At 63.6% G+C, this 25,792-nt stretch carries 22 protein-coding genes and 1 pseudogene; 11 read left to right on the top strand and 12 right to left on the bottom strand.

Annotated features, from left to right (window positions below; translation table 11 throughout):
- Nucleotides 1-14: 14 nt before the first annotated feature.
- On the bottom strand, nt 15-2,297 hold the full coding sequence (locus tag AAHS21_RS27215; protein ID WP_342930623.1) for an SDR family oxidoreductase: 2,283 nt from the start codon (nt 2,295-2,297) through the stop codon (nt 15-17).
- Between the two features lie 374 nt (nt 2,298-2,671).
- Between AAHS21_RS27215 and AAHS21_RS27210 the strand changes: the two genes are divergently transcribed.
- Both AAHS21_RS27210 and AAHS21_RS27205 read left to right on the top strand, forming a co-directional pair.
- Nucleotides 2,672-5,557: an RND family transporter gene (locus AAHS21_RS27210; protein ID WP_342930622.1), complete on the top strand. Its 2,886-nt coding sequence runs from the start codon at nt 2,672-2,674 to the stop codon at nt 5,555-5,557.
- Between the two features lie 39 nt (nt 5,558-5,596).
- Nucleotides 5,597-6,226 carry a DUF732 domain-containing protein gene (locus AAHS21_RS27205; RefSeq protein WP_342930621.1) on the top strand — a complete coding sequence of 210 codons (630 nt, stop codon included), beginning with the start codon at nt 5,597-5,599 and terminating at the stop codon, nt 6,224-6,226.
- 30 nt (nt 6,227-6,256) lie between these two features.
- On the opposite strand, the gene AAHS21_RS27200 is transcribed toward AAHS21_RS27205, so the two are convergent.
- Complete coding sequence (locus tag AAHS21_RS27200; protein WP_342930620.1) at nt 6,257-6,922, bottom strand: hemolysin III family protein; 666 nt, start codon at nt 6,920-6,922, stop codon at nt 6,257-6,259.
- Nucleotides 6,923-7,142: 220 nt separating this feature from the next.
- Between AAHS21_RS27200 and AAHS21_RS27195 the strand changes: the two genes are divergently transcribed.
- The gene (locus tag AAHS21_RS27195; RefSeq protein ID WP_342930619.1) at nt 7,143-8,426 is read left to right on the top strand and encodes a cytochrome P450; all 1,284 of its coding nucleotides are present in this window, start codon (nt 7,143-7,145) and stop codon (nt 8,424-8,426) included.
- Between the two features lie 8 nt (nt 8,427-8,434).
- Here AAHS21_RS27195 and AAHS21_RS27190 read toward each other — a convergent pair whose 3' ends face one another.
- Nucleotides 8,435-8,761 (bottom strand): DUF732 domain-containing protein, encoded by a 327-nt coding sequence (locus tag AAHS21_RS27190; RefSeq protein ID WP_342930618.1) that lies wholly within the window; start codon nt 8,759-8,761, stop codon nt 8,435-8,437.
- A 147-nt stretch (nt 8,762-8,908) separates the two neighbouring features.
- Here AAHS21_RS27190 and AAHS21_RS27185 point away from each other — a divergent pair, with 147 nt between their 5' ends.
- The 4 genes from AAHS21_RS27185 to AAHS21_RS27170 are packed head-to-tail and all read left to right on the top strand — an operon-like array spanning nt 8,909 to nt 12,924.
- On the top strand, nt 8,909-9,658 hold the full coding sequence (locus AAHS21_RS27185; RefSeq protein WP_342930617.1) for a CDP-alcohol phosphatidyltransferase family protein: 750 nt from the start codon (nt 8,909-8,911) through the stop codon (nt 9,656-9,658).
- Nucleotides 9,655-10,290 (top strand): lysophospholipid acyltransferase family protein, encoded by a 636-nt coding sequence (locus AAHS21_RS27180; protein WP_342930616.1) that lies wholly within the window; start codon nt 9,655-9,657, stop codon nt 10,288-10,290. Before AAHS21_RS27185 ends, AAHS21_RS27180 begins: the two co-directional genes overlap by 4 nt.
- Before the next feature lies 1 nt (nt 10,291).
- Entirely contained in the window at nt 10,292-11,200 is a 909-nt protein-coding gene (locus AAHS21_RS27175; RefSeq protein WP_342930615.1) for a phosphatidate cytidylyltransferase, read from the top strand.
- Nucleotides 11,201-11,208: 8 nt separating this feature from the next.
- On the top strand, nt 11,209-12,924 hold the full coding sequence (locus AAHS21_RS27170; protein ID WP_342930614.1) for an ATP-binding cassette domain-containing protein: 1,716 nt from the start codon (nt 11,209-11,211) through the stop codon (nt 12,922-12,924).
- Between the two features lie 18 nt (nt 12,925-12,942).
- On the opposite strand, the gene glnA is transcribed toward AAHS21_RS27170, so the two are convergent.
- Nucleotides 12,943-14,379, bottom strand: a complete 1,437-nt coding sequence (glnA, locus tag AAHS21_RS27165; RefSeq protein WP_342930613.1) for a type I glutamate--ammonia ligase — start codon at nt 14,377-14,379, stop codon at nt 12,943-12,945.
- Nucleotides 14,380-14,697: 318 nt separating this feature from the next.
- Here glnA and AAHS21_RS27160 point away from each other — a divergent pair, with 318 nt between their 5' ends.
- A complete protein-coding gene (locus AAHS21_RS27160) occupies nt 14,698-16,476 on the top strand; it encodes an NAD-binding protein (protein ID WP_342930612.1) in 1,779 nt (592 codons plus the stop codon).
- 25 nt (nt 16,477-16,501) lie between these two features.
- Here AAHS21_RS27160 and mtf2 read toward each other — a convergent pair whose 3' ends face one another.
- The 6 genes and pseudogenes from mtf2 to AAHS21_RS27130 form a co-directional block, all read right to left on the bottom strand.
- A complete protein-coding gene (gene mtf2, locus AAHS21_RS27155; protein ID WP_342930611.1) occupies nt 16,502-17,323 on the bottom strand; it encodes a fatty-acid O-methyltransferase Mtf2 in 822 nt (273 codons plus the stop codon).
- An 83-nt stretch (nt 17,324-17,406) separates the two neighbouring features.
- Complete coding sequence (locus AAHS21_RS27150) at nt 17,407-18,237, bottom strand: LLM class F420-dependent oxidoreductase (RefSeq protein ID WP_096290934.1); 831 nt, start codon at nt 18,235-18,237, stop codon at nt 17,407-17,409.
- Nucleotides 18,238-18,458: 221 nt separating this feature from the next.
- Nucleotides 18,459-18,711 (bottom strand): annotated as a pseudogene (locus tag AAHS21_RS27145) (hypothetical protein).
- 34 nt (nt 18,712-18,745) lie between these two features.
- Nucleotides 18,746-19,189, bottom strand: a complete 444-nt coding sequence (locus tag AAHS21_RS27140) for a hypothetical protein (RefSeq protein WP_342930610.1) — start codon at nt 19,187-19,189, stop codon at nt 18,746-18,748.
- On the bottom strand, nt 19,186-21,042 hold the full coding sequence (locus AAHS21_RS27135; protein WP_342930609.1) for a hypothetical protein: 1,857 nt from the start codon (nt 21,040-21,042) through the stop codon (nt 19,186-19,188). Before AAHS21_RS27135 ends, AAHS21_RS27140 begins: the two co-directional genes overlap by 4 nt.
- 60 nt (nt 21,043-21,102) lie before the next feature.
- Nucleotides 21,103-21,411 (bottom strand): RNA 2'-phosphotransferase, encoded by a 309-nt coding sequence (locus tag AAHS21_RS27130; RefSeq protein WP_342930608.1) that lies wholly within the window; start codon nt 21,409-21,411, stop codon nt 21,103-21,105.
- A gap of 195 nt (nt 21,412-21,606) precedes the next feature.
- Here AAHS21_RS27130 and AAHS21_RS27125 point away from each other — a divergent pair, with 195 nt between their 5' ends.
- A complete protein-coding gene (locus AAHS21_RS27125; RefSeq protein WP_342930607.1) occupies nt 21,607-22,431 on the top strand; it encodes an SDR family NAD(P)-dependent oxidoreductase in 825 nt (274 codons plus the stop codon).
- Between the two features lie 19 nt (nt 22,432-22,450).
- On the opposite strand, the gene pstS is transcribed toward AAHS21_RS27125, so the two are convergent.
- Entirely contained in the window at nt 22,451-23,527 is a 1,077-nt protein-coding gene (gene pstS, locus AAHS21_RS27120; protein WP_342930695.1) for a phosphate ABC transporter substrate-binding protein PstS, read from the bottom strand.
- A 219-nt stretch (nt 23,528-23,746) separates the two neighbouring features.
- Between pstS and AAHS21_RS27115 the strand changes: the two genes are divergently transcribed.
- Entirely contained in the window at nt 23,747-24,286 is a 540-nt protein-coding gene (locus AAHS21_RS27115; protein WP_342930606.1) for a restriction endonuclease, read from the top strand.
- Between the two features lie 275 nt (nt 24,287-24,561).
- Here the strand turns inward: AAHS21_RS27115 and AAHS21_RS27110 are convergent, their stop codons facing one another.
- Nucleotides 24,562-25,026: a CAP domain-containing protein gene (locus AAHS21_RS27110; RefSeq protein WP_342930694.1), complete on the bottom strand. Its 465-nt coding sequence runs from the start codon at nt 25,024-25,026 to the stop codon at nt 24,562-24,564.
- Nucleotides 25,027-25,371: 345 nt separating this feature from the next.
- On the opposite strand from AAHS21_RS27110, the gene AAHS21_RS27105 reads away from it, so the two are divergent.
- Nucleotides 25,372-25,701 carry a hypothetical protein gene (locus AAHS21_RS27105; RefSeq protein WP_342930605.1) on the top strand — a complete coding sequence of 110 codons (330 nt, stop codon included), beginning with the start codon at nt 25,372-25,374 and terminating at the stop codon, nt 25,699-25,701.
- The last annotated feature ends 91 nt before the right edge of the window (nt 25,702-25,792 follow it).

Raw genomic sequence — 25,792 nt, 5'->3', positions numbered from 1 at the left:
AGCCTATCCCTGCCTCACCGGGCCGCGCTAACCCCATCCGCTCCGGCGCCAACGGCATGCTTGGCAAGGCAGGCCGCGCCGGGAGCACAGCTTTCGATCACTGCCCGCAGCTCATCGGCGGACAATCGAGCGGAGGCGCCGGTGAACTTCGGGTCGATCACGCTGGTCCCGAATTCCAGCCACTTCGGGTCGGCCTCGACGTTGAGGAAACTCGCCAGCTGCGCCAGCGACGACCGGGTGTCAGCGACCAGGCCCGCGTACGACAACGGAAGGTAGCGGTCCGCGGGCAGGTCGGCGAGCTCGGATTCGCCGGTGACGATCAGCTCGCTCCACATCCGGCCGAAGCGGGTGATCGGCAGGTTCTGGCCCATCAGGGTGTCCACCTCGCAGGTGTCACCGATTAGCGACGCGAGCTCGATCGGTATCGCTGTGGGATCCAGCCGCAGCCCAGGGTGCCGTCGCTCCGGGTCGAGATCGAGCAGCTCCAGCGCGTCTTGAATCAGCGCCATCAAGCGAAATCCGGTGTGCTCACTCATCGAGACCGCCGTGTCCGGACCGTTCCGGTACAGGTGCACGAACTTCGCGTCCGGGAAAGTCTCGCGCAGCCACGGGACACTGCTCAACGACATGGCTGAGCGCTCCACCACGACCGTGCCACCGAAATGCCTTGCAAGCCAAGCGAACAGCCGCTCATAATGCAGTCGCGACGTCTGCTCCGGCCACGTCGGAACCTCCGCGGCAAGGGCATCGAACACTGCGTCAGGGTCCGACGACAGATGCGGCAGCGTCATCATCGAAATCGCGGGGATCCCGGTTGTGCTCGCATCGAATCGGGTTCCCCGCAGTCGCGGATAAATGAATTCCGGCATGGCCGAACCACCCCGGACCATGGAGTCGAAGATCGGATGAGGCTCGGCCAGCATCCGCCAGAACTGCTCGCCCGACAGCAGCTGGCCGGCCGCAGACGACGCCCGCACCGAGAGGTAGAACTCGTTGAGGCTGAGCACATCTGGGTGAGCAGTGAGGATGCGCGACAGCGCGGTCGATCCGCTTCGTCCTACCGTGACGATGAATGTCAGCCCTCGTATCGGGCGAGGCGCGTCAGCGCTGTGGGCACTGACGTCGAATGGCCCCTCGACCGAGACCAGGGGTGCGATCGTCGACGCCGACTCCCGGGGTTCATGCTTCTCGGGTCTGAAGGTGAGGTAGCGCTTGTACCGTCCCACGCTGCCCAGGAGATAGTCGAAGTCGACGATGGTGCGGCGATGTGGCTCGCCAATGACCGCTCGCGTACCGGTGGTGTCGTAAGTTCGGCTGTGCGCCAGGTAAGGAAAGAATCCGCTGGCCCACCGCAGCCGCCGCTCCAGCAGATTGGGGTCCTCGATCGGGCCCTCGACCAACGTCAGCGGGATTGGTGAGAGCGCATTGAACAGATCCACCAGCGTCTGGACCGCGACGTCCTGGTGGTGGACGACGTGGTAGGTATTCAGGCCTTCGGGGGCCAGCCGCATCAGGCGGACCATCTCGTCGGCGGCCTCGTCGGCAGGCATGTAGTTCAGATGACCGTTGAGGTCGCCTCGGAGCCTGATCGACATCTTGGTGCGCATCGGCCGCCCGGAGACCGAGAACAGGCGCATGCCGCTGTCCGCGGACGTCGACAGAAAGGAAAGCGGATGCAGCGGGAAGTCCGGATGTGGTGGGCGATCGACGATCAGGGCACTCGGTCGCAGCACCACCACCCGGCGCCCGGTGCGTTGCGCCCAGTCCCGCACCAGCGACTCGGACTCGAATTTGGACTGCTCGTAGTTGTTCTCGAAGCCCTGGACGTCGCTGAGCTCCGTCTCGTAGATCAGACCCGATCGACGCTTCCCGGCCACAAAGGCAGTGGACACATGGAACAGATCCGGCTCCCGAGCTCCAGCCTCGGCGAGTTCGAGGATTCGGGTAGTTCCACCGACGTTGGTCAAGCGCAGCTCGGCAAGGTCGGCGTCCAGCTCGATGCTGCCGGCGCAATGCAATATCGCATCCGCGCTGTCGGCTAGTTCCTGGAATCGCTCGTCAGACAGCCCCAACTTGGGAGCGACGAGATCGACCGGCACGACGGTGAGTCGTTCGCGCAGCTCCTCCTCGGTCCACACCTGCCCATCGATGACCGCCAGCGGGAGCGCCTTGGCGATGCGGTTGATGGGGTCCGACTGCGGCCGGGTCAGCAGGGTGAAGGTTTCGTCCCCGCGGAGGAGTTCGCCCAGGATGTGAATCCCGAGAAACCCGGTCGCTCCGGTGATCGCCCAATGCATTGACACCCGTCCTCGCGCGAAATTCCGCGCTGAAACTGCCCGATTAACCCCCACGCGAACTTACTTGCCCATCAGGGGCGCCGCCATCTGATGGGCGAACTTGGACCCGTTACCGCAGCTCATTGCCCTGGCGAGCGCCCGGGTCGGTGGGCCGCTACGGTCGGCTGTAATAGGTTTCCTGTCGCGGGCGATGCATCAATGAGAGACTTTGGAAGCCTTGCCTGGAAGTCGCCTGCTCTCGCGGCGGGTTGATCGCATCACCAGAGGAGACGAGCAATAGTGACAGCAGCTGCTGGCGCACCGGGGTGGACGGGGTGGTCATGGGGGACCACGCCTGATGTGAACGCCGACAACTTCTGCTGCCCGAGGGCCGCATGAGCGATCCACGCGTGGCCGGCGAACGCCGCACGCCCTTCGTCGCACGGTCGATCCATGCGTTGTCTGTGCCCATCATCTTGGCGTGGCTGGCCCTGACCGTCATCGTGACGATGGCGGTCCCCTCCCTCGACAAGGTGGAGCAACAGCGTTCGGTGTCGCTGAGCCCCAAGGATGCGCCGTCAATTCAGGCGATGCAGCGCCTGGGCCAGGACTTCAAAGAATCCAATTCGGACGCTTTGGCGATGATCGTGCTGGAGAGCCAGCAGCCGCTGCGCGACGATGCTCACCATTACTACAACCAATTGCTCAAGCAATTGGAAAGCGATCCGGAGCATATTCAGCATATTCAGGACCTGTGGGGAAATCCGGTCACGGCCAGCGGTGCCCAAAGTGACGACGGTAAGGCCGCCTACGTCCAGCTGAAGCTGGCCGGCAACCAGGGCACCAGCCTGGCGAACGAATCAGCGGATGCCGTCCGCGACCTCGTCAATCGGGTTCCTCCGCCGCCAGATGTCAAGGTCTACGTCACCGGTCCGGCGCCGCTCATTTCGGACCTGAATCACAGCGGTCAGAAGACGATCCTCAAGGTCACCCTGGTAAGCCTGGCGGTGATCTTCCTGATGCTGCTGATGGTCTATCGGTCGCTCATCACCGTCATTCTGCTGTTGCTGATGGTCGGAATAGAACTGCAGGTGGCGCGCCAGATCGTCGCATTCTTCGGCAATATCGGCGCCATCAGCCTTTCTACTTTCGCCGTCAATCTGCTGGTCACGCTTGCGCTGGCCGCCGGAACCGATTACGGCATATTCTTCGTCGGCCGGTATCAGGAGGCTCGCCAGACCGGTGAAGATGTGGAAGCGGCCTTCTACACGACCTACCGCAGCACCGCGAAGGTTGTCTTGGCTTCCGGTTTGACGATCGCCGGATCGGTTTTCTGCCTCAGCTTCACCCGGATGCCCTACTTCCAAACGATCGGTATCCCCTGCGCGATCGGCATGCTCGTCGCCGTGGCGATCGCGCTCACGCTGGTTCCGGCGGTTCTTGCGATCGGCGGCCGCTTCGGCCTGTTGGAGCCTAAGCGAACGATCTCGGATCGGCGCTGGCGACGGATCGGCACGGCGGTCGTCCGCTGGCCGGGACCCATTTTCGCGGCGGCGTGCGCGGTTACTCTGGTCGGCTTGCTCGCGCTGCCCGGCTACACGACCAATTACCACGACCGCGTGTATCTGCCTGAGGACCTTCCGACCAACCAGGGATACGCAGCCGCGAATCGACACTTCCCGCTGGGCCGGATGTTGCCCGAATTCGTATTGGTCGAAGCCGATCACGATATGCGCAATCCGTCAGATTTTCTGGTGCTGGAACGATTGGCCAAGGGTGTGCTCGCGGTTCCGGGCGTTTCCCGGGTGCAATCTGTTACCCGGCCCTCGGGGACCGCGATGGCGCATACGACGATTCCGTTCAGGTTCGGCGTGATGAACGCGAGCCAGCTGGTCAACATGGAATATCAAAAAGCCCGCATGAACGACATGCTCGTGCAGGCCGATGAGCTGAACAAGACGATCGGGATCACCACCACGCTGTATCACCTGATACTGCAGCTCAACGCCGTCACCCATGATCTGGCCGGCAGGACGCACGAAGTTCAGGCCATCACCGGCGAATTGCGAGACCAGATTTCGAATTTCGAGGATTTCCTGAGGCCGATCCGCAGCTACTTCTACTGGGAAAAACACTGCTACGACATTCCCGTGTGCTTTGCGATCAGGTCGCTTTTCGATTCGTTTGACGGGATCGACGCGATCAATGACAAGCTGGGCGAACTGGTGGTGAACATCGACAAGATCGATGTGCTGATGCCGAAACTGGCTGCCGAGCTTCCGATTCAGATCGAAACCATGAAGAGCATGCGCACCATGATGCTGACCATGCATTCCACCATGAGCGGCATCATCGGCCAGGCGGACTCGCAGGGCAGTATCTCCACGGAGATGGGTGAGGCATTCGACGCGGCGAAGAACGACGATTCGTTCTACCTGCCGCCGGAGGTCTTTAAGAACCCCACCTTCCAGAAGGTGATGGGTCTGTTCATGTCACCGGATGGGAAAGCGGCACGCATGACCATTTCGGACAGGGGCGACCCCGCAACTCCGGAAGGCATCGCGCGTGTCCAAGCGATTAAAACCGCGGCCGAGGAGGCGCTGAAGTCGACCCCACTGGAAAACACCAGTATTTACGTCGGCGGCGTCTCCGCGACCTACAAAGACCTGCATGACGGCTCCCGATACGACCTGATGATCGCCGGAATTGCTTCGCTCTGCCTCATTTTCGCGATCATGCTGATGATCACGCGAAGTTTTGTGGCCGCGATGGTGATCGTGGGTACCGTGGTGACTTCGCTGGGGGCTTCCATCGGATTGTCCGTGCTGCTCTGGCAGCACATTATCGGGCTCGGGTTGGAATGGCTCGTGTTGCCGATGTCGGTCATCATTCTGTTGGCGGTGGGGTCCGATTACAACCTGCTGCTCGTCTCACGAATGAAAGAAGAACTCGGCGCCGGTATCAACACCGGCATCATCCGGGCGATGGGCGGCACCGGAAAGGTCGTCACGGCCGCGGGCCTGGTGTTCGCCGTCACGATGGCCTCGATGGTAGTGAGCGACCTGACGGTAATCGGCCAGATCGGGACCACGATCGGTCTGGGCCTGCTGTTCGACACCCTGATCGTGCGCGCCTTTATGACGCCATCCATTGCCGCGCTGCTGCGACGCTGGTTCTGGTGGCCGTTGAAGGTGCGGCCGCGACCGGCCAGTTACCTGCTGCGGTCCGAGGGCACCCGCCCACAGGTCCGCGAACTGCTCGGCACCCGGGCGCCGGACTAACACCCCGGGTCGTCGTTCGCGGCCCGTACCATGGCCGTCATGTCCGAGCCGGGACCAGCGACCGACAAGACCGCCGAGCTCAACGGTGGCGAGACGGTTGCCGCGCCTACTGCCGCGGAACCCGAGGCGCCCACTTCGGCGAGCGCGGCCGGCCTGGCATGGTCGCGCGACGATGACGATGTCGCGGCCCCGGGCGACGCGGCGAATCCGCGTCAATCATGGCGGGCTACCTGGCGTATCGCCGCCGCCGTGCTGGCGGCCGGGCTGGTGGTCGCCGGTGCGATCGTTCTGGGGCGTTCGCTGCTGACCTCGCATCCCAAGGCCACAGCGCCTGCGCCGACCGCGGCCACGACATCCACAGCGGCGGTCCCGGCACCGGGAACCGCATCGACGACCGCCCCGTCGTCGATTGTGTCCACACCCGGCCAGGACAACAAATACGTTCAGGACCTCAACGACCAGGGCATTTCCTTCGCCAATCCGGACGCCGCCATCTACAACGGCAAGATGGTGTGCGAGAACATCCGTCTGGGCATGACGGTGCAGCAGATCATCGCGGACTTCCGGTCGAGCAACCCCGCGCTTGGTAGCCATGCCGAGGCGTACGTGACCACCTCGGTCCACGCCTACTGCCCGCAGAACAACAACCTGGTCGGCAGCGGTCCTTAACGACCTCGCCGAGCCAGTGACAGCAGCGGGTTAGAAGACGGCGAACCACATCGCGATGTACTGGCAGATCGCCGCGACCGCGGTGCACGCGTGGAAGACCTCGTGGTAGCCGAATGTCCTCGGCCACGGGTCGGGCCAGCGCAGCCCGTAGAACACCGCCCCCACGCTGTACAGCGCGCCGCCAACGGCCAGCAAGACGGTCGCGGCCACTCCGGCGGTGTGCAGGATCAACGGGCTATACCAGATCGCAACCCAGCCCAGCAGCAGGTACAGCGTCACACCGAGCCACCGCGGCGCCGACGGCCAGAACAGCGTCAGCGCGGTTCCGGCCGCCGCGCCACCCCACACGATCGCCAGCACCACATATCCGGTCCCGCGCGGCATGTCCAGTCTGGCAAATGGTGTGTAGCTGCCGGCGATGAACACGAAGATCATCGAGTGGTCGAGCCGCCGCATCCATTTTCTGGCCGTGGCCGACTCCCAGTACACGCGGTGATATATGGCGCTGACTGCGAACATCGCCACGATTGACAAGGTGTAGGTCAGCGTCGAATGCCCGGCCCGCTTCGATTCCAGCGCCCACGACACCACCACCAGCGCCGTACCGGCGATGAAGGCAGCTACGGCGCAATACAGATGGATCCATCCGCGCAACCGCGGCCTCGTGAGGGCGACCGAATTGCTTTGGATAACCATGGTCCCCCTCACCACTGACTCACCTACCGTCAAGCGTTATTCATCCCGTGGTCGAACTGAATCTGGTTACATCGTGCTGCCGTACCGTGGGCAATGGCTATGTCGCGCCTATGAATAACCTGTACCGCGCGTGACCGGAGCGCCGGTGATATGTTCCGGCCACGACGTCGCCGCCGCGCCAAGGAGGATCGTTATCCGGACGAGCATCTGGTTTCGCTGGATGGCGAGGTACGGTGCGCCGCGCGCGTTCCTGGCGGTGCAGGCCCGCCGCCGACAACCCTTGGCCCGATTTCTGCTGGGCCGGGCCCGCGGAGAAGAGATGTATCGCCTGGTCGACGACATCAGGCAACAGGGCCGGCTGGTGCGCCGGCCCTTTGTGTGGGTCAGCGCCGACCACGAAATCTGCCGGATGGTGTTGCGCGATGACCGCTTTGGGGTCACCAACATCGTGAACGCGCCTCTGCCGCAGCCATTTCCGGCATTATTGGACCGAACGGATCCCGGCCTGCCCAATCCCGTGGAGCGCCCGGCGATGGTGATGTCCAATCCCCCGGATCACACTCGCTATCGGCGCTTATTCGCGCAGAGCTTCACACCACGGGCCATCGATCGGCTCGGCGCGCGAGTCGAGGAGATCACGGCGGAACTGCTGGACGGGTTGGAGCGCAACCCGCGGCCCGACCTGGTCGCCGACTTCGCGACGGAACTGCCGGTGGCGGTGATCACCGAGATCCTGGGGTTGCCCGTCGATGCGCGCCCGCAGGTGCGCGAATGGGGCTACAGCTTGGCCCCGCTTTTGGATTTCGGCACCAGCTGGAAGACGTTTCGCCAGGCCGTCGAGCGTCTGCAAGAGGTAGACAGCTATGCCGCCGCATTCATCCAGCGGGCGCGTGCCGGTGACGCGCGCGACGACCCGTTCGGCCGCGTGGCCGCCGGCGGCGAGCTGACCCATCGCGAATTCGCTGCCAACGCGGCACTGCTGGTTGGAGCCGGGTTCGAGACGACGGTGAACCTGATCGGCAACGGAATCGTGCTGCTGCTTCAGCATCCACACCAGCTGGCCCTATTGCGCGACGACCCGGGGCTGTGGCCCGCGGCGGTCGAAGAGATCCTGCGATTCGAGAGCCCGGTGCAGATGCTGGTGCGCAGCGCCCGGCGCGACGCCGAGATCGGCGGGGAGCACATCCGCGCCGGCTCGATGTTCGTGCTGTTGATGGGCGGCGCCAACCGCGACCCTCGGGTTTTCAGCAATCCCGGTCAGTTCGACATCACCAGACCCAATGCACGAGATCACGTGGCATTCGGCTCAGGAATCCACGGTTGCCTCGGCGCGGCCTTGGCACGGATCGAGGCCGCGATCGCACTGCGCGCCTTATTCGAGCGGTTTCCCAGCCTGAGCCTGCGAGAGCAACCCGAGCCACTCGAGCTGGTCACCTTGCATGGGTTCAAACGCCTACCGGTCCAATTGCGGACACGGCCGGGAGACGTCAGCCAAGCCCCGTAGCGGTTTGACTACGCGGCCGGCGGAGGCGGTGTCAGTTCCCCTGCGTGTTGGGGGCAGTACGCGTTCACCGCGATCGTGGTGAACGCGACGGGGCTGTCTCCCTTGAATGCCGGATTGCTCTCCTCCAGGTCCTTGATGACCTCGGTCTCGGGCATGCCTTCATCCATCAGTTTGCATTCGCTCTTGCCGACCCCGATGGCGACGCTCGGCGTCTGATAGGTGATGCCGGCGTTCTTGAGCTCGGTCAGAAAGGTCGTGTCCCCTGGGTCGGCTTGTGCCGGTGCGGCAACAGCGATGACAGCAGCAAAGCTCGCAAAAACGATAACCCCTCGCATCGCTTCATCTTCCTACAGTCCCGCGCGGTTGTCCCGCCGACCGTTATTGGGATCGGTAGTCGCCGTCGCCCGATGTACTCGTCGCAATCGCAAGACCAGCCAGGCAGCGAATCTGCAACAGATCGGCACAATACGAAAGGAGCCGCCGTGACCAGCCTCTACGCACTCAAGCCGTGGTTCACCAAGCGGTTGACACCCATCGTCGACGCCGCCGTGGCGCGGCGGATCTCGCCGGACGTGTTCACCGCTGCCGGCGTCACCGCCGCCGCGGCAGCGGGCGTAGCGGTCGCGTTCGGATGCTGGTCACTCGGGGCGCTGTTCATGGTGCTGCGGCTGGCCGGAGCCAACCTCGACGGCGCGGTGGCCCGCGCCCGCGGCGTAAGCCGGCCCTGGGGATTCGTCATTAACGAGCTCGGAGACCGAACGGCGGATCTGCTCGCGTTCGCCGGCCTGGCGGTGTGGGCGGCACGTCAGCACGGCCCCGGACTGCACTGGCTGTCCTGGCTCGAGTTTCAGGTCCTCGTCGCCGCGCTTGCCGCGACGCTACCGACATTCGCGTCGCTGGCCGCGGCGGCTGCGGGCGCAACTCGCCGCAACGGCGGCCCGCTGGGCAAAACGGAACGTTGCCTGTTCGTCGTGCTGGCCACGGCGTTTCCGGTCATCATGCCCGTACTACTGGCGCAGCTGGTGAACGGTTCGCTGATCACCACGGTGCTGCGGCTTCGGGCAGCACATCGCGAGCTAAAGACCCAGCGAGGCAACGAATCCCGCCTGAGCGATCAGCTGTCCCAGCGTGTCGTGTTGATGGAGCACTTCGATGCGGTCACGCAGCCGATCAACACGATCACCCAACCGCTGAACCTCGTCACGCAACCTCTCACCGGAGTGGCAGCATGACCACGAACCGGATGCAGAGCGTGCTCCGGCACTGGCTCTGGCGGATCGTGTGCGCCGCCTCGGGTGGGCTGACCGTGAGCGGGCGCTGGAGCGCCGCGGGTGGTTGCGTGGTCGTAGCGAACCACAGCTCGCACGCCGACACCGCGGTGCTGCTGGCGGCGCTTGCGCCGGCGACCCGCCCGGTATTCGGCGCCGCGGCCGACTACTGGTTCGACGTGCCCGTACGGCGCTTCGTCGCGACGTCACTCGCGGGGATCCTGCCGGTCCGGCGCTCCGGTGACGGCACGTATGCCGCGCTGCTCGCGGCGGCCGGCCCCGCCCTCAAGGCCGGCCGTACCGTCGTCATCTACCCCGAGGGCACCCGTTCGACCGACGGCACCATCGGCGAGTTCCGTTCCGGTGCAATACGACTGGCACGCGATTGCGGTGTGCCGATCGTGCCCATCGCGATCACGGGGACCGCCGACGTGCTGCCCAAGGACGGCCGCTACTCCCCCGCCCCGATGCACGTCCAGGTGGGCGCGCCGCTGGACCCGCACACCACGTCGGCCCCGCAACTGCGGGCACACGTGCTGGCCTTGCGCGACGGCGCCGTTGCCGACGCCGCCGACCGCTACGCGCTCGCATCCTGACATGGCGATCGTCGAGAACTACCTGTCCTTCGTCCGCCGGGATCGGCGCATGCCGCTCAATGTCGACCTGGGCCCCCTGCACATCCACCTCTACTCCCGGGCCGTGTTTCTGCTGTGGGTCACGGTGGCGATCCTGGCCCTGGCCGGCATCGTCGTCCTCGTCTCCCGCAAGCGCGAGCTGATCCAGAAGTGGCGCACCTGGGCGCTGATCGCGCCTGCCGTCGGCCTCCCGGTGTGGATCGGCCACGGCACCACCGCCGCGCTGGCGGCGGCACTGGCCGTCGTCGCGGTGGCCGAATACGCGCGATTAGTAAGACTGCGGCGACCGGATACCTACCTGCTCGTGGCGGCAGCGGTGCTCTACCCGATCGTGGCGTGGTTGCGCCCGTCGCTGTTGCAACTCGCGCCCGTCGTCGTGCTGCTGTGCTCGGCTCCTTCGGTGCTCGGCGGCGACGTCGATCACGGCGCCAGGCGCACGGCCTTCGCCGGTTTCGGCTCGGTGTGGATCTGCTGGTCGCTGGCCCACCTGGTGATGGTGTGGCCGGACGCGTATCTACTGTGCTTCGCCGTCGCGGCCACTGACGTGGCCGCGTGGTGTGGCGGAAAGGGGTTGCGCCGCATGGCTTGGGCGCGTCGTCCGTTGTCGCCACTGAGCCCCAACAAGACGGTCGGCGGGATCGTCGGAGCGATCATCGGAGCGTTCGTCGTTCTCTCGCTGCTGGGCACGATTTCGATCGGACTGCTTGTCGCCGTCTCGCTCGGTGGTCTCTTCGGCGACCTGCTGGAGTCGATGTTGAAGCGGCAGGCGCAGGTAAAGGACGCCGGCTGCTGGCTTCCGGGCTTCGGAGGCCTGCTCGACCGGATCGACTCGTTACTGCTGGCACTCCCGTTGGCCTATCTACTCGGATAAGGAATCAGATGACCTGTTCTGTGGCACCCGCCTTCGCCGTCCGCATCCCACCGACCACCAGGGTCGGCGGCCTCGACGTACGTGACGTGAGTCTTGTGCTCGAGCGCAATATCGTTGCACTGGATGGAATTTCGTTCACAGCCCGCCCGGGTACGTTGACGGCGGTGATCGGCCCCTCGGGTGCGGGAAAGTCCACACTCGCCAAAGTGATCACCGGAGCCACGCGTCCGAGCAACGGCGCAGTGTCGTTGGACGGTCGTAACCTGCACACCACAGGCGCGGCGTTGCGCAACCGGATCGGGATGGTGCCCCAAGACGATGTCGTGCATGGCCGGCTGACGGTCAGCCAGGCACTGGGGTTCGCGGCGCAACTCCGAATGCCCGCCGACATCACCGCCTGCGATCGCCGCCGGGTGATCGCATCGGTACTCGAGGAACTGGAGCTGACAGCTCACGTCGCGACGCGCATCGAAAAGCTGTCGGGCGGGCAACGCAAGCGCGTCTCAATTGCCTTGGAGCTGTTGGCGCATCCCGCGCTCCTTGTTCTCGACGAACCCACGACAGGGCTGGATCCGGCGCTGGACCGCGCCGTCATGACGATGCTGCGCCGGCTCGCCGACGCGGGTCGTGTGATCGTGGTGGTGACGCATTCGTTGACGTTCCTCGAGGTGTGCGACCAGGTACTGCTACTGGCGCCCGGCGGCAAGACCGCGTTCTGCGGTCACCCCAGTGAGATTGGATCGACCATCGGAGCCAACGACTGGGCCGACATCTTCAACATCGTATGCGCCGATCCCGACGGCGTTCGACGGCGTTTCACCGAAGGCGTCGGGTCGCGGGGGGAAATGACTGCCGTACAGCTCATTTGCGCCCAACCCGCAGAGCGGGTTGAAGTCGCGCGGGTCGGCCTGTTGCGTCAGCTGTCGACGCTGGTGCGCCGGCAGGTTCGGCTCCTAGTCGCCAACCGCGGCTATTTCGCTTTCCTCACCGTCCTGCCGTTCATCGTCGGGCTGCTGCCACTGACCGTGGCCGGGCATGCCGGACTCGGCCATGCGGATGCCGCTGTGCCGCTCGAAGCGAAGCATGTCATTGCACTGACGAGCTTCGCGGCAATCCTGATGGGCAGCACGCTCACCGCGCGCGACCTCGTCGGTGAACGTCCGATCTTTCGGCGCGAGCAGGCGGCCGGATTATCCTCCACTGCATACCTTCTGGCGAAGATCGCGGTCTTTGGCGGGGTTGCGGCGATGCAGTCGGCGATTCTGGTCCTGATTGTTACCGCACCTGGAATCGGCAAGCCTGGCCCCTCAGGGGCGGCGGCGCTGGGCAGCCCGATGTTGGAGCTGTTCGTCGGTGTCGCCGCGACTTGCGTGGCGGCGATGATTGCGGGGCTTGCGATTTCGGCGTTCGCTCGTACCAGCGATCAGGTCATCGTGCTGCTGGCGATGACGCTGATGGCGCAACTGGTACTCGCCGGTGGGTTCATACCGGTGACCGGCCGGCCGCTGTTCGAGACCCTCGCCTGGTTCACGCCCGGGCGATGGGGCTTCGCGGCCACCGCGTCGACGGCAGACCTGACTCACCTCGTCGTGGGGATCGCGGACGACTCCCACTGGCACCGCGTCGCGTCGACATGGCTTCTCGACATAACCATGTTGGGGTTGCTGGCCGTGGCCTTCGCCGGATTCGCGTGGTGGCGGATGCGACGCGAGGAGCGAGCCTAAGCCGGCGACTCGGCTGATCTAGACGTCGTAGTAGAGCTCGAATTCGTACGGGGTCGGCCGCAGATTGAACGGTGCAAGCTCGTAGTCGCGCTTGTAGCTGATCCACGCCTCGATCAGATCGGGCGTGAAAACGCTTTCCTCGGTGAGGTATTCACTGTCTTCCTCCAGCCGATCGATCACCGCGGCCAGCTGGGTGGGCGCCTGCGGGATCTCGGCGGCCTCCTCGGGCGGCAGCTCGTAGAGGTCCTTGTCGACCGGGGGTGGGGGCTCGATCTTGTGTTTGATCCCATCCAGCCCCGCCATCAGTTGGGCCGCGAACGACAGATACGGGTTTCCCGACGAGTCGGGGCAACGGAACTCCAGCCGTTTGGTCTTCGGGTTGGTGCCGGTAATGGGGATACGCACGCACGCCGACCGGTTGCGCTGGCTGTACACCAGGTTGATCGGGGCCTCATAACCGGGTACCAGCCGCTTGTAGGAATTCACGGTCGGGTTGGTGAACGCCAGCAGCGACGGCGCGTGGTAGAGCAATCCGCCGATGTAGTGGCGCGCGAGGTCCGACAGGCCGGCATAACCCGTGTCGTCATACATCAGCGGGATGTCGTCTTTCCACAGCGACTGGTGGCAGTGCATGCCGGAGCCGTTGTCACCGAACAGCGGCTTGGGCATGAACGTCACGGTTTTGCCTGCCTGCCAGGCGGTTTGCTTGACGATGTATTTGAACATCTGGTGATCGTCAGCCGCATGCAGCAATGTGTTGAACTTGTAATTGATTTCGGCCTGACCGCCGCTGCCGACTTCGTGGTGGCCCTTCTCCAGAGCAAAGCCGGCATTGGTCAGATGGGTGAGAATCTCATCGCGCAGGTCGACATAGTGGTCGGTAGGCGCTACCGGGAAGTACCCGCCTTTCGGCCGAACCTTGTACCCGAGGTTGGGCGTGCCGTCGGACTCGTTCGCCTCTCCGGTGTTCCACCACCCAGACGTCGCGTCCACTTTGTAGAACGATCCGTTGGTGCGGGAGTCAAAGCTCACCGAGTCGAAGATGTAGAACTCGGCTTCCGGGCCGAAATACGCGATGTCCGCAATGCCGGAGCTGATCAAGTAGTTCTCCGCTTTGCGCGCGACATTGCGCGGGTCACGCGAGTACACCTCGAATGTGAAGGGGTCGTGCACGAAGAAGTTGACGTTGAGCGTCTTGCGCGCACGAAACGGGTCGATGGTCGCGGTTTCCGGATCGGGAAGCAGCAACATGTCGGACTCGTGGATCGATTGGAACCCGCGAATCGAGGACCCGTCGAAGGCCAGGCCCTCCTCGAATACGTTCTCGTCGAAGGCGTAGATCGGAATCGTGAAGTGCTGCATGGTTCCGGGCAGATCGCAGAAGCGGACGTCGACGTACTCGACGTTCTGATCCTTGGCGAGTTTGAAGATGTCGTCGGGCGTCTTGTCGGACAAGGAATGCTCCTTTTCTTGATGGCGCGACAGCGCTTTCTACGCCTCAACTATTTCGTCCGCGTGACGCATTCGAGTCGAACCTGTTGCGCCTCATAAAGATCGGGGTTGACTTTCGCTCGCTCCTCAGGTGGCGCTATCCGACGTTGTGCCCGATAGTCATATGAGCCAGCCGAAGCTGGTGTAAGTAGAGGTCGGAGTACTCATGGCGCAGAACGCAAAGCCGCAGCCGAATGGCAATCAGCCCGAACACCTACCGTCGTCCTGTGCCGGCTAGTCGTCGCGATCAGCTGGCGGCAAAGGAACGAATGATCACGCGAAATGGGCGAAGTCTTTCAATTCCATCGCGAAATCATCGTCAGCGGCGACGACCCGCTGTCCAAGACGATCGCTGAGGAGCTCAGAGGCGCAGGCGCGCGGATCATCAAGATCAACACCGCCGCCGATCTACTCGGCGCCGGGGTGCATCGCGCCCGCGCCGTCGTGTGTGCCGGACCCAATGATGCGGTTAATCTCGAAATCGCTTTGCTGGCACGCGAATACAGCCCCAATGTCCGTGTGGTGGCCCGGCTGGCCAACGACGTGCTGCGCGAAGCGGTTACCGCAGTCAACGGCCCTGGCGCGATCTTGGACGTCGCCGACCTCGCGACGCCATCCCTCGTCGAAGCAGTACTGTCGCGCAACGCACACCAGTTCGATACGGCTGGAATCGAATTCGTCGTCTGGGGGTCCGAAGCACCCTATGAGGCAACCCTTCGCGAGATCCACGCCGACCTGGCACCCGTGGCAGTGGTCCACGGCAAGAACTCACCCGCACCGGGCGAGGTGGTGCCATGCCCGGGCCGGGATCTGCGGGTCTACGCCGGCGACTGGACGTCGATGATCGGCGTCAAAGACGAATTGCAGGCCCGCGGGATCACGGTGCCTCCTACCAGCGCGAAGCGCTCTCGTCACTCCCGGGTGCGACGCGTCATCGACGCTTTGCGCGCCATGCGCGACGACGTGAACCCGATGCTGTTTCCCTCACTGGCCTTCGCGGTGCTGTTGACGCTCGGATCGACTGCCGTGGTTCGGTTCTATTACCTGCACCCGAGGATGTCGTGGATCGACGCCCTGTACTTCACCTCCGAGACCGTTACGACCGTGGGCTACGGCGATTTCAGCTTCGCGCAACAATCTCCTTGGCTGCGGCTGTTCGCCGTCGCAGTGATGTTCGGCGGCGTCATAGTCACTGCCCTCCCGGTCGCATTCCTGGCCGATCTGCTCCTGTCGCGGCGGTTCGTCCAGACGGCCGGGCTGCGGCGAGCGCGTCATATGCGCGACCACGTCGTCGTGGTCGGACTGGGCTCAATTGGCGTCCGCGTGGTGACCGACCTGACCGCCGCCGGATACGACGTCCTGGTCATCGAGCCGAACGAGAACAACCGGTTCCTTTCGACCATCGCCGAACTCGATGTGCCGGTGATCTTCGGGGATTCAACGATGCGGCAGACGCTGGAATCGGCGCACGTCGAGCGGGCCCGGGGCGTGGCGGTGGTGACCAAGGACGACATGGAGAACATCGAGACCGGCATCGTCTTGCTGGAGATCTTGGGTGCCGATACCAAGGTGCCGATCGTCATGCGGGTTCAGGGCCGCGCGCTCGGCACCGCGGTCCATCGGCGGTTCGGTTTCGAGAACGTGCGGTCGATCGTCGATCTGGCAGCCCCCTGGTTCATCGGAGCGGCGATGGGGTTGCAGGTGCTGGGGACGTTTTGGGTCGGACAGCGCTCGTTCATGGTCGGTGGAATGCTGGTGGCGGCGGGCAGTGAGCTGGATGGCCTGCAGATGGTCGAACTGTCCACCCAGACGCGCGTCATTGCGATCACTCGACCCGAAGGGCCGATCAGGTTGCGCCCTCGCCGCGACGCCCGACTGAAGGCCGGTGACACTGTCTACCTCGTCGGGCCTTACCGCGAGCTGATCGCGACGCTGCGCAAGGGTCAGCCTCCCCCGCTGACCGCTATCAACGGTCAGCGCGCAGCGACGCTCGCCGCGGCGCGCTCGGCGCACCGGCCAGACGTGCGCCCACCCAGATGGGCGCCCGACCCCGACGCTTGACGAACCGGTCGCCGGCCGAAGGGTGTCATGCCTTGGCGAAGCAGTACATCCGGTAGTCGGTGGATCCGCCGCTTTGCATGTCCTGGTGAACCCGCCACACCAGCACGTAACCGTGGACCAGGAGCCACCTGTGCAGGATCGCCGGCACCAGGCGATCGACCGCGCGTACCCACCACTGCGAATTCTTTTCCATGCCGCGGACAACCTGCTCATTAATTGTCGTGTGCGAAAGCATCCTCATCGGCGCGTTCGCCAGTTGCTTTTCCCAGTCGGTGACGGTGTCGGCGAAGCGGAAGTCGGCATATAAGAAATGCCCTCCAGGGCGGAGCACACGGCCTACCTCATCGAGGAAACGCGGGAACTCGCGGTAGAGATGTGAGGATTCGATATTGATGACCGCGTCAAATGATTGGTCGGGGAACGGCAGATGCTCGGCGTCGCCTTTGGTGAATTCGAGGCCGGCCAGGCGGTGCCGCTTTTGACAGAACGCGATCCCGATCGGGTTCAAGTCCAGTGCCGTGTAGGACGCCGGATGCGCGGTACGCATCAGGTATGAGGCCCCGCCGCCGTGGCCGCAGCCGACCTCCAGCACCCGCTTGCCGGCAAGGTCAACCTGGGTCGCGACCCGGTGGTAGAGCTGGATGAAGTAACGGTCGTGCTCGTCGGAGGCCGACAGCGGTATGGCCATCGGCGGATCTTCCTCGTACCCGTAATTGAGGAACAGGACGTCGTCGGCGCGAAGCCGACGGGTCAAGTAGGGATAAAAATATTGGTATACGAACTGGATGAATTTCGCTTTGAGAGTCCAAAGCGGCGAAGGACGAAACTCTGGGGCCTCGAGTTCCATGGACGGAGTGTAGTGCCATGATCATCGGCCCGAGCGAATTTATCCGAATTCGCATATGGACAGCGAGGCCACGAAAGCTCGGCTTAACCGTTGTAGCTGGCAACCTTTGAGGCGTGGTCGTCGAGAATCCGAAGCGATTCGTCAAGCGGCTTGGTCGGCAACAACAAAGCGACTCGCTCGTAACCCAAGCCCGCGAGCGAGTCCCAGTAATCGGGATCGGCCGGCGTGCCAAACGTCGCCAGCGGAACCGCCTTGCCCCCGGCCTCGCGCATTTGGTCGATCCGCTTGGTCAATCGCTCCACCGGAAGTGGGTTGGACATCCAACCGGCGTCATGGCGGATTACTCGTTTGACGGTGGCGTCCGAGTCGCCGCCGATGAAAATCGGCGGGTGCGGTTTCTGAACCGGCTTGGGGCGCTGATAGGAAGCGTCGAAGTTGACGTACTTGCCGTGATACTCAGCGGGTTCGGTTGTCCACAGCGCTTTGATGGCCTCGATACGTTCGTCGAGCAGTGCGCCACGCGTCTTCGGGTCAGTTCCGTGATTGCGCAACTCCTCGATGTTCCATCCCGCGCCTACGCCAAACACGAAGCGCCCACCGGAGATCAGGTCGATACTGGCGGCCTCCTTGGCCGTGGTGATCGGATCGCGTTCAATAAGTAGGGCGATCCCGGTGACCAACTCGATCGACGAGGTCACGGCGGCCGCCGCAGCCAACGTCACGAACGGGTCGAGGGTGCGGTAGTAAATCGAGGGCAGCTTGCCACCCTGCGGATACGGAGACTCCCGACTCGCCGGAATGTGCGTGTGCTCCGCGATCACCAACGACTCGAAGCCTCGCTCTTCGATGGCGCGTGCCAGCGAGATCGTGTCGATGGTGTCGTCGTTGACGAACGTCGCGATTCCGAATTTCATGCTCGTCCCTGTCTGTCGCCGGTGATCCGTCGTCTACCCGTCAACCAACACGTGTACGCACGACGCAAATTCCGGGCCATCGCGGGTCGCCACACCAGCCACACCGGCCTCGCGTCCGCAGGATGTCGTTCATGCCCGCCTCCGAGCGACAACATCCGGGTTGTCGCTGTGAGGCGGGCACGTTGGGCATCGACCGGGAGCGTGAGGTCGGCCGGCGAGGTCTACAGCGGTTCACCGATGTCGGGCAGTAGCGCGATGTCTTCGGGCTGGCCGTTGCGGAAAAGTGCTGCAGTCTCCCACTCGTCTTAACACTTGACTCGTAAAAACATCTTGGGTGTACCAGTAAAGAAGGTCGTCCACGTCGCTCGTCCGGTCGAACCCTAGCTCGCCCCGCTCATAGAAGGTGAAGTGATACGAGCCGTCCTCGTCGACATAGATATTCAGACCGTTACGCGTTCGGAACCCTACGGCCATGGGTCGAACGCCAAAAAGGTGTAGCACGTGAAATTCACGGGTTCGATTTCCAGTACTCCGGCCCGTCCATCTCGAGAATTCCTTCGTGGGCGATGGGAAAATACTTCTGGATGCGCTCCCGCACTGATTCAAGCAATTGATCATTGGTCGGAAAGTCGACTGCTAGATTGTCCTTCCTGATTTCTTCGAGCGAGACTCCCTTCCTCATGGCAAACCTCGGAAGGTATTGCCATTTTCCGGACTGATCGTGGGGACCGAACACCTTCGGGGCGTCCAACGCGGCGATCATGCAATTAATCGCGCCGTCTCGAGTCGACTCATAAACTTGGATTCTGCAGTCCTCCGAACGGAAGAATGCAACGGAGCCCTTTCGACCCCCTTCATCCACATCATCGTCGAACCCATCTAGCTGAAAGCCCAGGTCCGTCAATACAGGCCCGACGATAGACTGGACGCCTGCCAGGAACTCTCGTGTCATCCCCGATCCCCTATAATACGTACCCACGAATCCCCGACTTGCCGGTAACCGTACATCTCCGCATTGCTCTTCAAGAACGAAATTTCCTTAGCAGAATAAGAATCCGGATCGAGCGTCATCAGCTCCTCCACGCTACCAACCCCCTGCGGCAAATGATATTCGATCCGTGGGATACCGCTTTCCATTTGGCCTCGGAGGAATTGTTCGTTAACCGGCCATATGAGGCTTCGCTCAGCAGACTTGTCGAGGCCGAACGTCATGGCTTGCCAGGTCGGATCGCCTGTGTCGAAATAGATTCCGCCGTGACCTCTGGCTTCACCGATATAACCGCCTTCGTACGTGTTGAATTTGCCCAGGACTACTCGGTCTGGGGTTTCCCCAACGTAGTGAGTCGACATTTCAGCGATTTGCCGATTGAGGTCCGCGGTGGGCTCACCGTGCGTGAATGCGTAATAGAGATCCTGTCCCGCCTGGTCGGCAATCGAGTGATAGCCGAACGGATGTTCCAAACCGATCGGAGTGTGCGGCAAATGCGTCGGGCCGTAATCGATTGCGGCGGCGGCATCAATGTCTGCCAACTTTCCCACGCCTGCAACCTCCGGCCCGAAGAGCATCGCGGGCAACGACACCGCCGCGTCGGCGGATTTGCCGCCCAGGTAGTAGGCCGGACTCGGCGAGTTCAGGGCATTTTGCACTTCGCCGATCGCGGCTCCCGCCGGGTTTTGGACAGTCTCGACTGTGCCTTGGATCATTTGCTTCCACGCGTCCAGCGCGCCGGGCAATCCGCGATTTCCCACCCCGAGGAGATTGTGAACGTTTTCTTCGGTGGCGAACCAGCGGTCAGCGAAACCTTCGCCGAATCCCGGCGGTGGCAACGGCTTCGCCTCCGGAGGGAGGTAGGGAGGTATTCCGCCCTGGTCGATCCACCGCTGTGCGCCGGCCACCACTTCGTTCACTCGTGCTTCGATCTGATCCGGCGGCACGCCGTCGCCAAGCATCACCTTGCGCAACAACCCCTTGGCACTTTCCAACTCCGCCGGGCTCGGCTGGGGCAGCGGTACGGGGCCCCCGGGCAACAGCATTTCCTGCAGCGACCGCGGCTTGCCCCCTGCTGCCGGAGCCGGCGGCACCTTTGGCGGGGTACCGCCGGGCGCCACGGCCGCCGGAGCGGGTGCGCCTTTGGGCGGGACACCCTCAGGCGGGTTGTCGGCGGGCATCAACATGTCTTGCCAGGTCTTCGGCCTGCCCACGGGCACTGGGGCGTCCTTCGGCGGAGCGCCGCCCGGTGCAGCGTCCGCGCCGCCAGCGGGCGCCAACATGTCCTGCCACGTCTTCGGCTTGCCCCCCGGCGCCTGGTTCGGCGGGCCTTGCGGCGCCGGGGCACCGCCCGGCGCGGATCCGGGAGCACCCGGCGGGGCTGCGCCGACGGCAGCGTTGATCGCCGCGGCAAGCTCGTGATCGGCGGTGTGGGCGTGAAGTTTGCAGGCGTCGATCTCCCCCTGCAGGTTCTGCAGCTTGTACGCGAGATCGAGTCGATTCGCGGGAATCCCCCCGGGGCCGACGTCGATCCGCCAGTCCGGCGTGATGGACCAACCGTTAGCCTGGGCGGCCCGTTCGACGTCATCCAGCTCGCGCTTGCACGCACTCACATCCGCCTCGGCCCGCGACACCGCCGCTGCCACCTGCTTGGATTCCGCGCCGTCCGCCTCGATGTCGCGCCGAATCTTTCCTACATCGACGCGAAATGCGTCGCCTGCTTCACCTTGCCACTCGGCGAGCACGCTGTGGGCCTGCTGCAGGCTTTCCCCCAAGCGCTGCAACGTATTAGCGCGTCCGGTGGCCGTCTCGAACACCGCACGAATCGCGTTCAGATCCCAGCGCTTGACATCCGCGGGAGTCAGCGACCCCACTCGCTACCCCTGTTCCTGCACCGACCTGAGCATGCCGGCCGAACGGTCCTCGTTCGTGGAGTAGACGACCAGCGCTTCGGCGACGTGCGTCCCCAATCCGCCTACCTGAAGCTTGTGTTGGCTGTGCCGGGCCTCCCACCGCGCCGCCAGCTGACCCAACGCCAGCTGCGAGGACCCCACCCAACCCGGCGCGGCATCGGCCAGCCCGTCTTCATGGCCGACGAAGTCCACGGCGGCCTCGCCGATCCCATTGAGCACGTGATTGCTACCAACGTGCAGCGCGACGAGATCGACATCCAATTCATCAGCCACGATGACCCCCCTTTCGGTCCCCGGCACCGCGCCGTGAAGCTTAGCTGGTTTTGCGAGGCGACGCCCCTCACCCCCGGCTGACCGAGACGACCGCGACGGGCTCAATGGCGGCGGGTTGTACAAGTCGCCGACCTTGCACGAGCAGCTGGGCCGTACGATTCGCACGCTGGACGGGAACACGTTTTTGGAGGTTTCGTGAGTCAACACCATCCGCTTGATCGATACGCGGGTTCCTGGGCACTGATCACCGGTAGCGCCGGGGAACGAGGACTCGGCTTTGCTTATGCGCGCGAAATAGCCAGTCGCCGTCTCAATCTCGTGCTTGTTGACATCCTGGCAGAGGAGCTGGAAGCGCGGGCCACGACGCTTCGGACCGAGTACGGCGTCGAAGTCCGCACTATCGCTGTCGATCTCGGTGACTTGTCGGTGTATCCGAAGATCCTTGACCAACTCGCCGATATCACCGTCGACGTGCTTGTCTGCAACCACATGTACACCCCGAAGGACACACCGAAAATCCTGGACATGTCGTTGGACGTCCACAACGCCATGATCGACGTCAATGCGCGCGCGTACGTCAACCTCATCTACCGCTTCGCGCATTTGATGACGAAGCGGGGCCGAGGAGCCATCGTGATCGTCGCGTCGGGTGCCGGCCTGATACCCGCGCCATACACCGGCGCGTACGCCGCCAACAAGGCGTTTCAGATCGTGTTCGGCGAGGTGCTGTGGTACGAAACCCGCGGTAGCGGCGTCGACGTACTCGTCATGTCCGCCGGGCTGATGGACACGCAGGGCGATGCTTTGTCGCAGTATCCCCGCTGGCAGATCGCCGATCCACGCGACGCCGCGGCGGAAACGCTAAAAGCCATTGGCCGTAAGCATCTCGTCATGCCCGGACGCCCGAACCGCTTCGTCACCTTGCTCACCACCCGGTTGATGCCACGCCGCCGCGCCGTCATGACCATGGGGCGCTTCATGGAACGTGGGTTGGGCAAGGGCTCCGCGTCGGCGTCTTAAGGATTCGGCGCACCTGCGCCTAGCCGGCGATCTTGGCGATCTGGGCGTCGGATAACTTCGCGACAGCACCCGGCAGTGGCCAGACATAGGCATGAACGGATTCCAAGAACGAGGGACTGCTCCCGTCGGTCACCGCCCAGTGCAGAAACGCCTGCAGAGTCTGCGCCGTGGCGGGATCCTTCTGGTTGCCGTAGACGACGGCGTACAGATAGCTCACGATCGGGTACCCGTCCGCGGCGGGCGCGTTGACCAGCGAGATCGACTGGTTCTGCGGGGTCTGTCCGGCCAAGCTGGCCGCTGCGGCCCCAATGCTCTGGGAGTCGGCGAGCAGGAAATTGCCTGCAGCGTTACCCAATTGGGCTTCACCCAGTCCCTTCTGGTGGGCCACGTCGAGGTAGCCGCTGCCGTGGTACGTGACACAGCCGGGGTTCGCGGCGCAGTCGTTCAGCATGCCCGCCTTGCCCTCGGCATCGTCTTCAACCCGCGCACCCGGGACCGCGGGAAAATCGACGGTGGTGCCGGCGCCGGGTGACTTGCCCCAGCCGTCGGGGTCTTGCTTCGACAGATACTCGGTGAACAAGAATGTGTCGCCGGAACCGTCGGAACGATGAAGCGGAATCACCGCGGTAGCGGGCAAGTCCACGCCGGGGTTGAGCGCGGCGATCTGCGGGTCGTTCCAGGTTTTGACCGTGCCCTGATACATCGCCGCCAGCACTTTGCCGTCCAGCTTGAGGTGCTCGGTGATGCCGGGCAGGTTGTAGCTGATGTGCAGCGCCGAAATGGCCACCGCGATGTTCATCAGCCCCGGGTGCGCGGCGACGTCGGCAGCGGACAGATAGGCGCCGGAAGCGCCGATATTGACAGCTCCGGCAGCCGCTTGCGAGATCCCGAACGCGGACACAGTGCCGTCCGTTGTGATCGTGACGTTTGGATATTTCACGTGATAGGCCGCGGCCCAGGCATCGATCAGCGGGTAGAGATCTTTGGAACCGGTTTCCCACAATGTCACCTTTGACGTCGCGGGCGCAGTGACCACGGGCGCCATAGATGACCCGGGCGAACCGCCTGTCTTGCTTGACCCGCAGGCCGCGACCAACGCCAGCGACACCACAACCAACGCCGTGCGGTAGCGAAAGTTCACGTCCTCCCCTTTATTTTCGGCCCGTCGCGGGGCACGTACTCCAAGCGCGCGACATCCCCGTCGTCGGACGACGTTGTTTGTCGTCGCTCATCTCTATCATCGGCTCATGAATAGGGCGCCAACGATCGTCACTTCCGCGACCGGCGCGCGGGGGTTGCGAGACGTCGCGACGGCATGAGGACGGCCTTCGCTTTTCTCCCGCTCTACTTCGGGCTGCTGTTGGGATTCTTCACGCACCGCCTCGTGCTGGGTGTGGTGGGAGCTTGTTGTGGACTGCTCTTCGCCGGCTTGATTCAGCCGGCCTACCGTCGGTCGCGCCGGCGATTACGGACCTTTGCGGGCATCGGGGAAATCGACGCAATGGACGGCGTGGAGTTCGAAGACTACGTCGCGGCACGCATGCAGCGCGCGGGCTGGCAGGTCAGCTTCACCCCTGCCGTCGGTGACTACGGCGTCGACCTGATCGCGCAGAAGGACGGCCAGTATGCGGCGATCCAGTGCAAGCGGCACGGTAAGACGATTGGAGTCGCCGCTGTCCAGCAGGTGGTGGCCGGCGCGCGCCATCACGGGTGCACGCGCAGCATCGTGGTGAGTAATCAGGAGTTCACTACTGCCGCAAAGCAATTGGCCTACACACACGGTTGTCAACTGATCGGCCGCAAGGCGTTGCAAAGCTGGGTCCCTGCGCCCACTGGAAAAGTGTTGCGTAACTGAGGTTTTCGATCCTGCGTCGGTATGCCCACGAGGCGTTGCCAGGCGCAGTGTGCTCCGGTGAACTCACTCAAAGCCATTGCGCCGATCCTCAACCAACGGGAAAGAGAGTGCCCCTATATAGCTACGGCTTCATAGCTGCTCCTCGTCACCGCTGAACTTAGTGCGATGCCCGTCGGGCGGGACGCCGCCGTAGCGGCGAGAGAATAACTGCAGTGCCACGCCCAGGAATCGAAGCCGAACCTCAGGCAAGCGATTCGGCATCTGTCTTGATGGCGTCAAGCCGCGAAGTCACCGACGACGGTCATTTTGTTTCCGTCAGACGCGGTTGCGAAGCCGGCGGCGGTAAAGGCGCAATTCAGGATGATCGCGCGGTGGGGCGGACTTTGCATCCACAAATCCAGAGCTTGGCTCGGATTCGCAGCGGATCCGGTACCCCAGAAGACGACCTCGCCGCTGTAGGGAGTCCGGTAGCCCGCATCCGTGATACGCACCTGCGGTGACGAGCCGTCCGAACCGATATGGCCGTTCACACCGCTTTTCAGCATGTCGTCCGCGTGCCGCTGCGCCGCTTCCGTCAAACGCGGATCGTTGCCGATCGCCGGGCATCCTTCGCGAACCCGGTTTACGCCGCTGTAGAACGAGTCGTCTGCGTGCGCCGGAAAATTAGCAACGGTCCCGGGAGCCGTAAGGAACAAGGCGCCGAACGAGAGCACGGCGACAATCTTGACTTTCCTCGTCATGTTGCCTGCTGTCACGCATTGTTTGTCGATCGTGGGCGCGCAGACGTTACCGTCTAGTGACCATCCCGCGGCGGCTCCAGGCAGATTGATGCCGTGCGGGCGGCCGTCTCTGGACCGTCGCAACTCCCACCCCTCCTGATGCGCCGGGACCAACCCGTCAGCTTTGGGTTCGAGTGACTCCCCATGCTGAGAGCGTGGGTGACCTATCACATACAATCCGTTATTTCACATATTTTAGTAGGAGTGATATATATAGATTAGCTATAGTAAGGATGGCGGAAGGGAGCAACCGGAAGCCGTAACCGAGGCGCCGAGGCGCATCCCACACCTTGAATAGGAGTCGACATGAAATCCAAACCTGCTCGCATCAGCGCTGCGCTACTGAGCTGCACCGCAGCAATCATGCTTTCTACGGGGGTTGCCACCGCTGATCCACCGGACCCACACCTTCCGGACCTCCCGACGAACTACTGCGAGGGCCAGCGATTCATGGGATTTGTCTGCGACGGCACCAAGTATCCCGACGGATCGTTCTGGCACCAGTGGCGCCAGTCGCAAGACACCGGGGAGAGCTGGGGTCCTCCCATTTGGCACTTCGACTGCGTCAGCGGCGACGAACCTTTCCCGGCCCCGCCCCCACCCGGCGGCTGCGACGGCGCAATTCCGCCCGCCTGAAACGCCCTGGAAATCCCGGAGGCTCCTGACCTTGGAAACGAGGATGCAGGTATGCCGAAGGAACAGTTGCCGGGGAAGCCCACGGCGCGTC

This window comes from Mycobacterium sp. 050272 (genome assembly GCF_039023525.1).
Taxonomy (GTDB): domain Bacteria; phylum Actinomycetota; class Actinomycetes; order Mycobacteriales; family Mycobacteriaceae; genus Mycobacterium.
This window is presented reverse-complemented; position numbering and strand designations above follow the sequence as displayed.

What these genes read in the sequence shown, in the direction of transcription:
- AAHS21_RS27215 (WP_342930623.1), bottom strand. Translation starts at nt 2,297, where the DNA reads ATGCATTGGGCGATCACCGGAGCGACCGGGTTTCTCGGGATTCACATC.
- AAHS21_RS27210 (WP_342930622.1), top strand. Translation starts at nt 2,672, where the DNA reads ATGAGCGATCCACGCGTGGCCGGCGAACGCCGCACGCCCTTCGTCGCA.
- AAHS21_RS27205 (WP_342930621.1), top strand. Translation starts at nt 5,597, where the DNA reads ATGTCCGAGCCGGGACCAGCGACCGACAAGACCGCCGAGCTCAACGGT.
- AAHS21_RS27200 (WP_342930620.1), bottom strand. Translation starts at nt 6,922, where the DNA reads ATGGTTATCCAAAGCAATTCGGTCGCCCTCACGAGGCCGCGGTTGCGC.
- AAHS21_RS27195 (WP_342930619.1), top strand. Translation starts at nt 7,143, where the DNA reads ATGGCGAGGTACGGTGCGCCGCGCGCGTTCCTGGCGGTGCAGGCCCGC.
- AAHS21_RS27190 (WP_342930618.1), bottom strand. Translation starts at nt 8,761, where the DNA reads ATGCGAGGGGTTATCGTTTTTGCGAGCTTTGCTGCTGTCATCGCTGTT.
- AAHS21_RS27180 (WP_342930616.1), top strand. Translation starts at nt 9,655, where the DNA reads ATGACCACGAACCGGATGCAGAGCGTGCTCCGGCACTGGCTCTGGCGG.
- AAHS21_RS27175 (WP_342930615.1), top strand. Translation starts at nt 10,292, where the DNA reads ATGGCGATCGTCGAGAACTACCTGTCCTTCGTCCGCCGGGATCGGCGC.
- AAHS21_RS27170 (WP_342930614.1), top strand. Translation starts at nt 11,209, where the DNA reads ATGACCTGTTCTGTGGCACCCGCCTTCGCCGTCCGCATCCCACCGACC.
- AAHS21_RS27160 (WP_342930612.1), top strand. Translation starts at nt 14,698, where the DNA reads ATGGGCGAAGTCTTTCAATTCCATCGCGAAATCATCGTCAGCGGCGAC.
- mtf2 (WP_342930611.1), bottom strand. Translation starts at nt 17,323, where the DNA reads ATGGAACTCGAGGCCCCAGAGTTTCGTCCTTCGCCGCTTTGGACTCTC.
- AAHS21_RS27150 (WP_096290934.1), bottom strand. Translation starts at nt 18,237, where the DNA reads ATGAAATTCGGAATCGCGACGTTCGTCAACGACGACACCATCGACACG.
- AAHS21_RS27140 (WP_342930610.1), bottom strand. Translation starts at nt 19,189, where the DNA reads ATGACACGAGAGTTCCTGGCAGGCGTCCAGTCTATCGTCGGGCCTGTA.
- AAHS21_RS27115 (WP_342930606.1), top strand. Translation starts at nt 23,747, where the DNA reads ATGAGGACGGCCTTCGCTTTTCTCCCGCTCTACTTCGGGCTGCTGTTG.
- AAHS21_RS27110 (WP_342930694.1), bottom strand. Translation starts at nt 25,026, where the DNA reads ATGACGAGGAAAGTCAAGATTGTCGCCGTGCTCTCGTTCGGCGCCTTG.
- AAHS21_RS27105 (WP_342930605.1), top strand. Translation starts at nt 25,372, where the DNA reads ATGAAATCCAAACCTGCTCGCATCAGCGCTGCGCTACTGAGCTGCACC.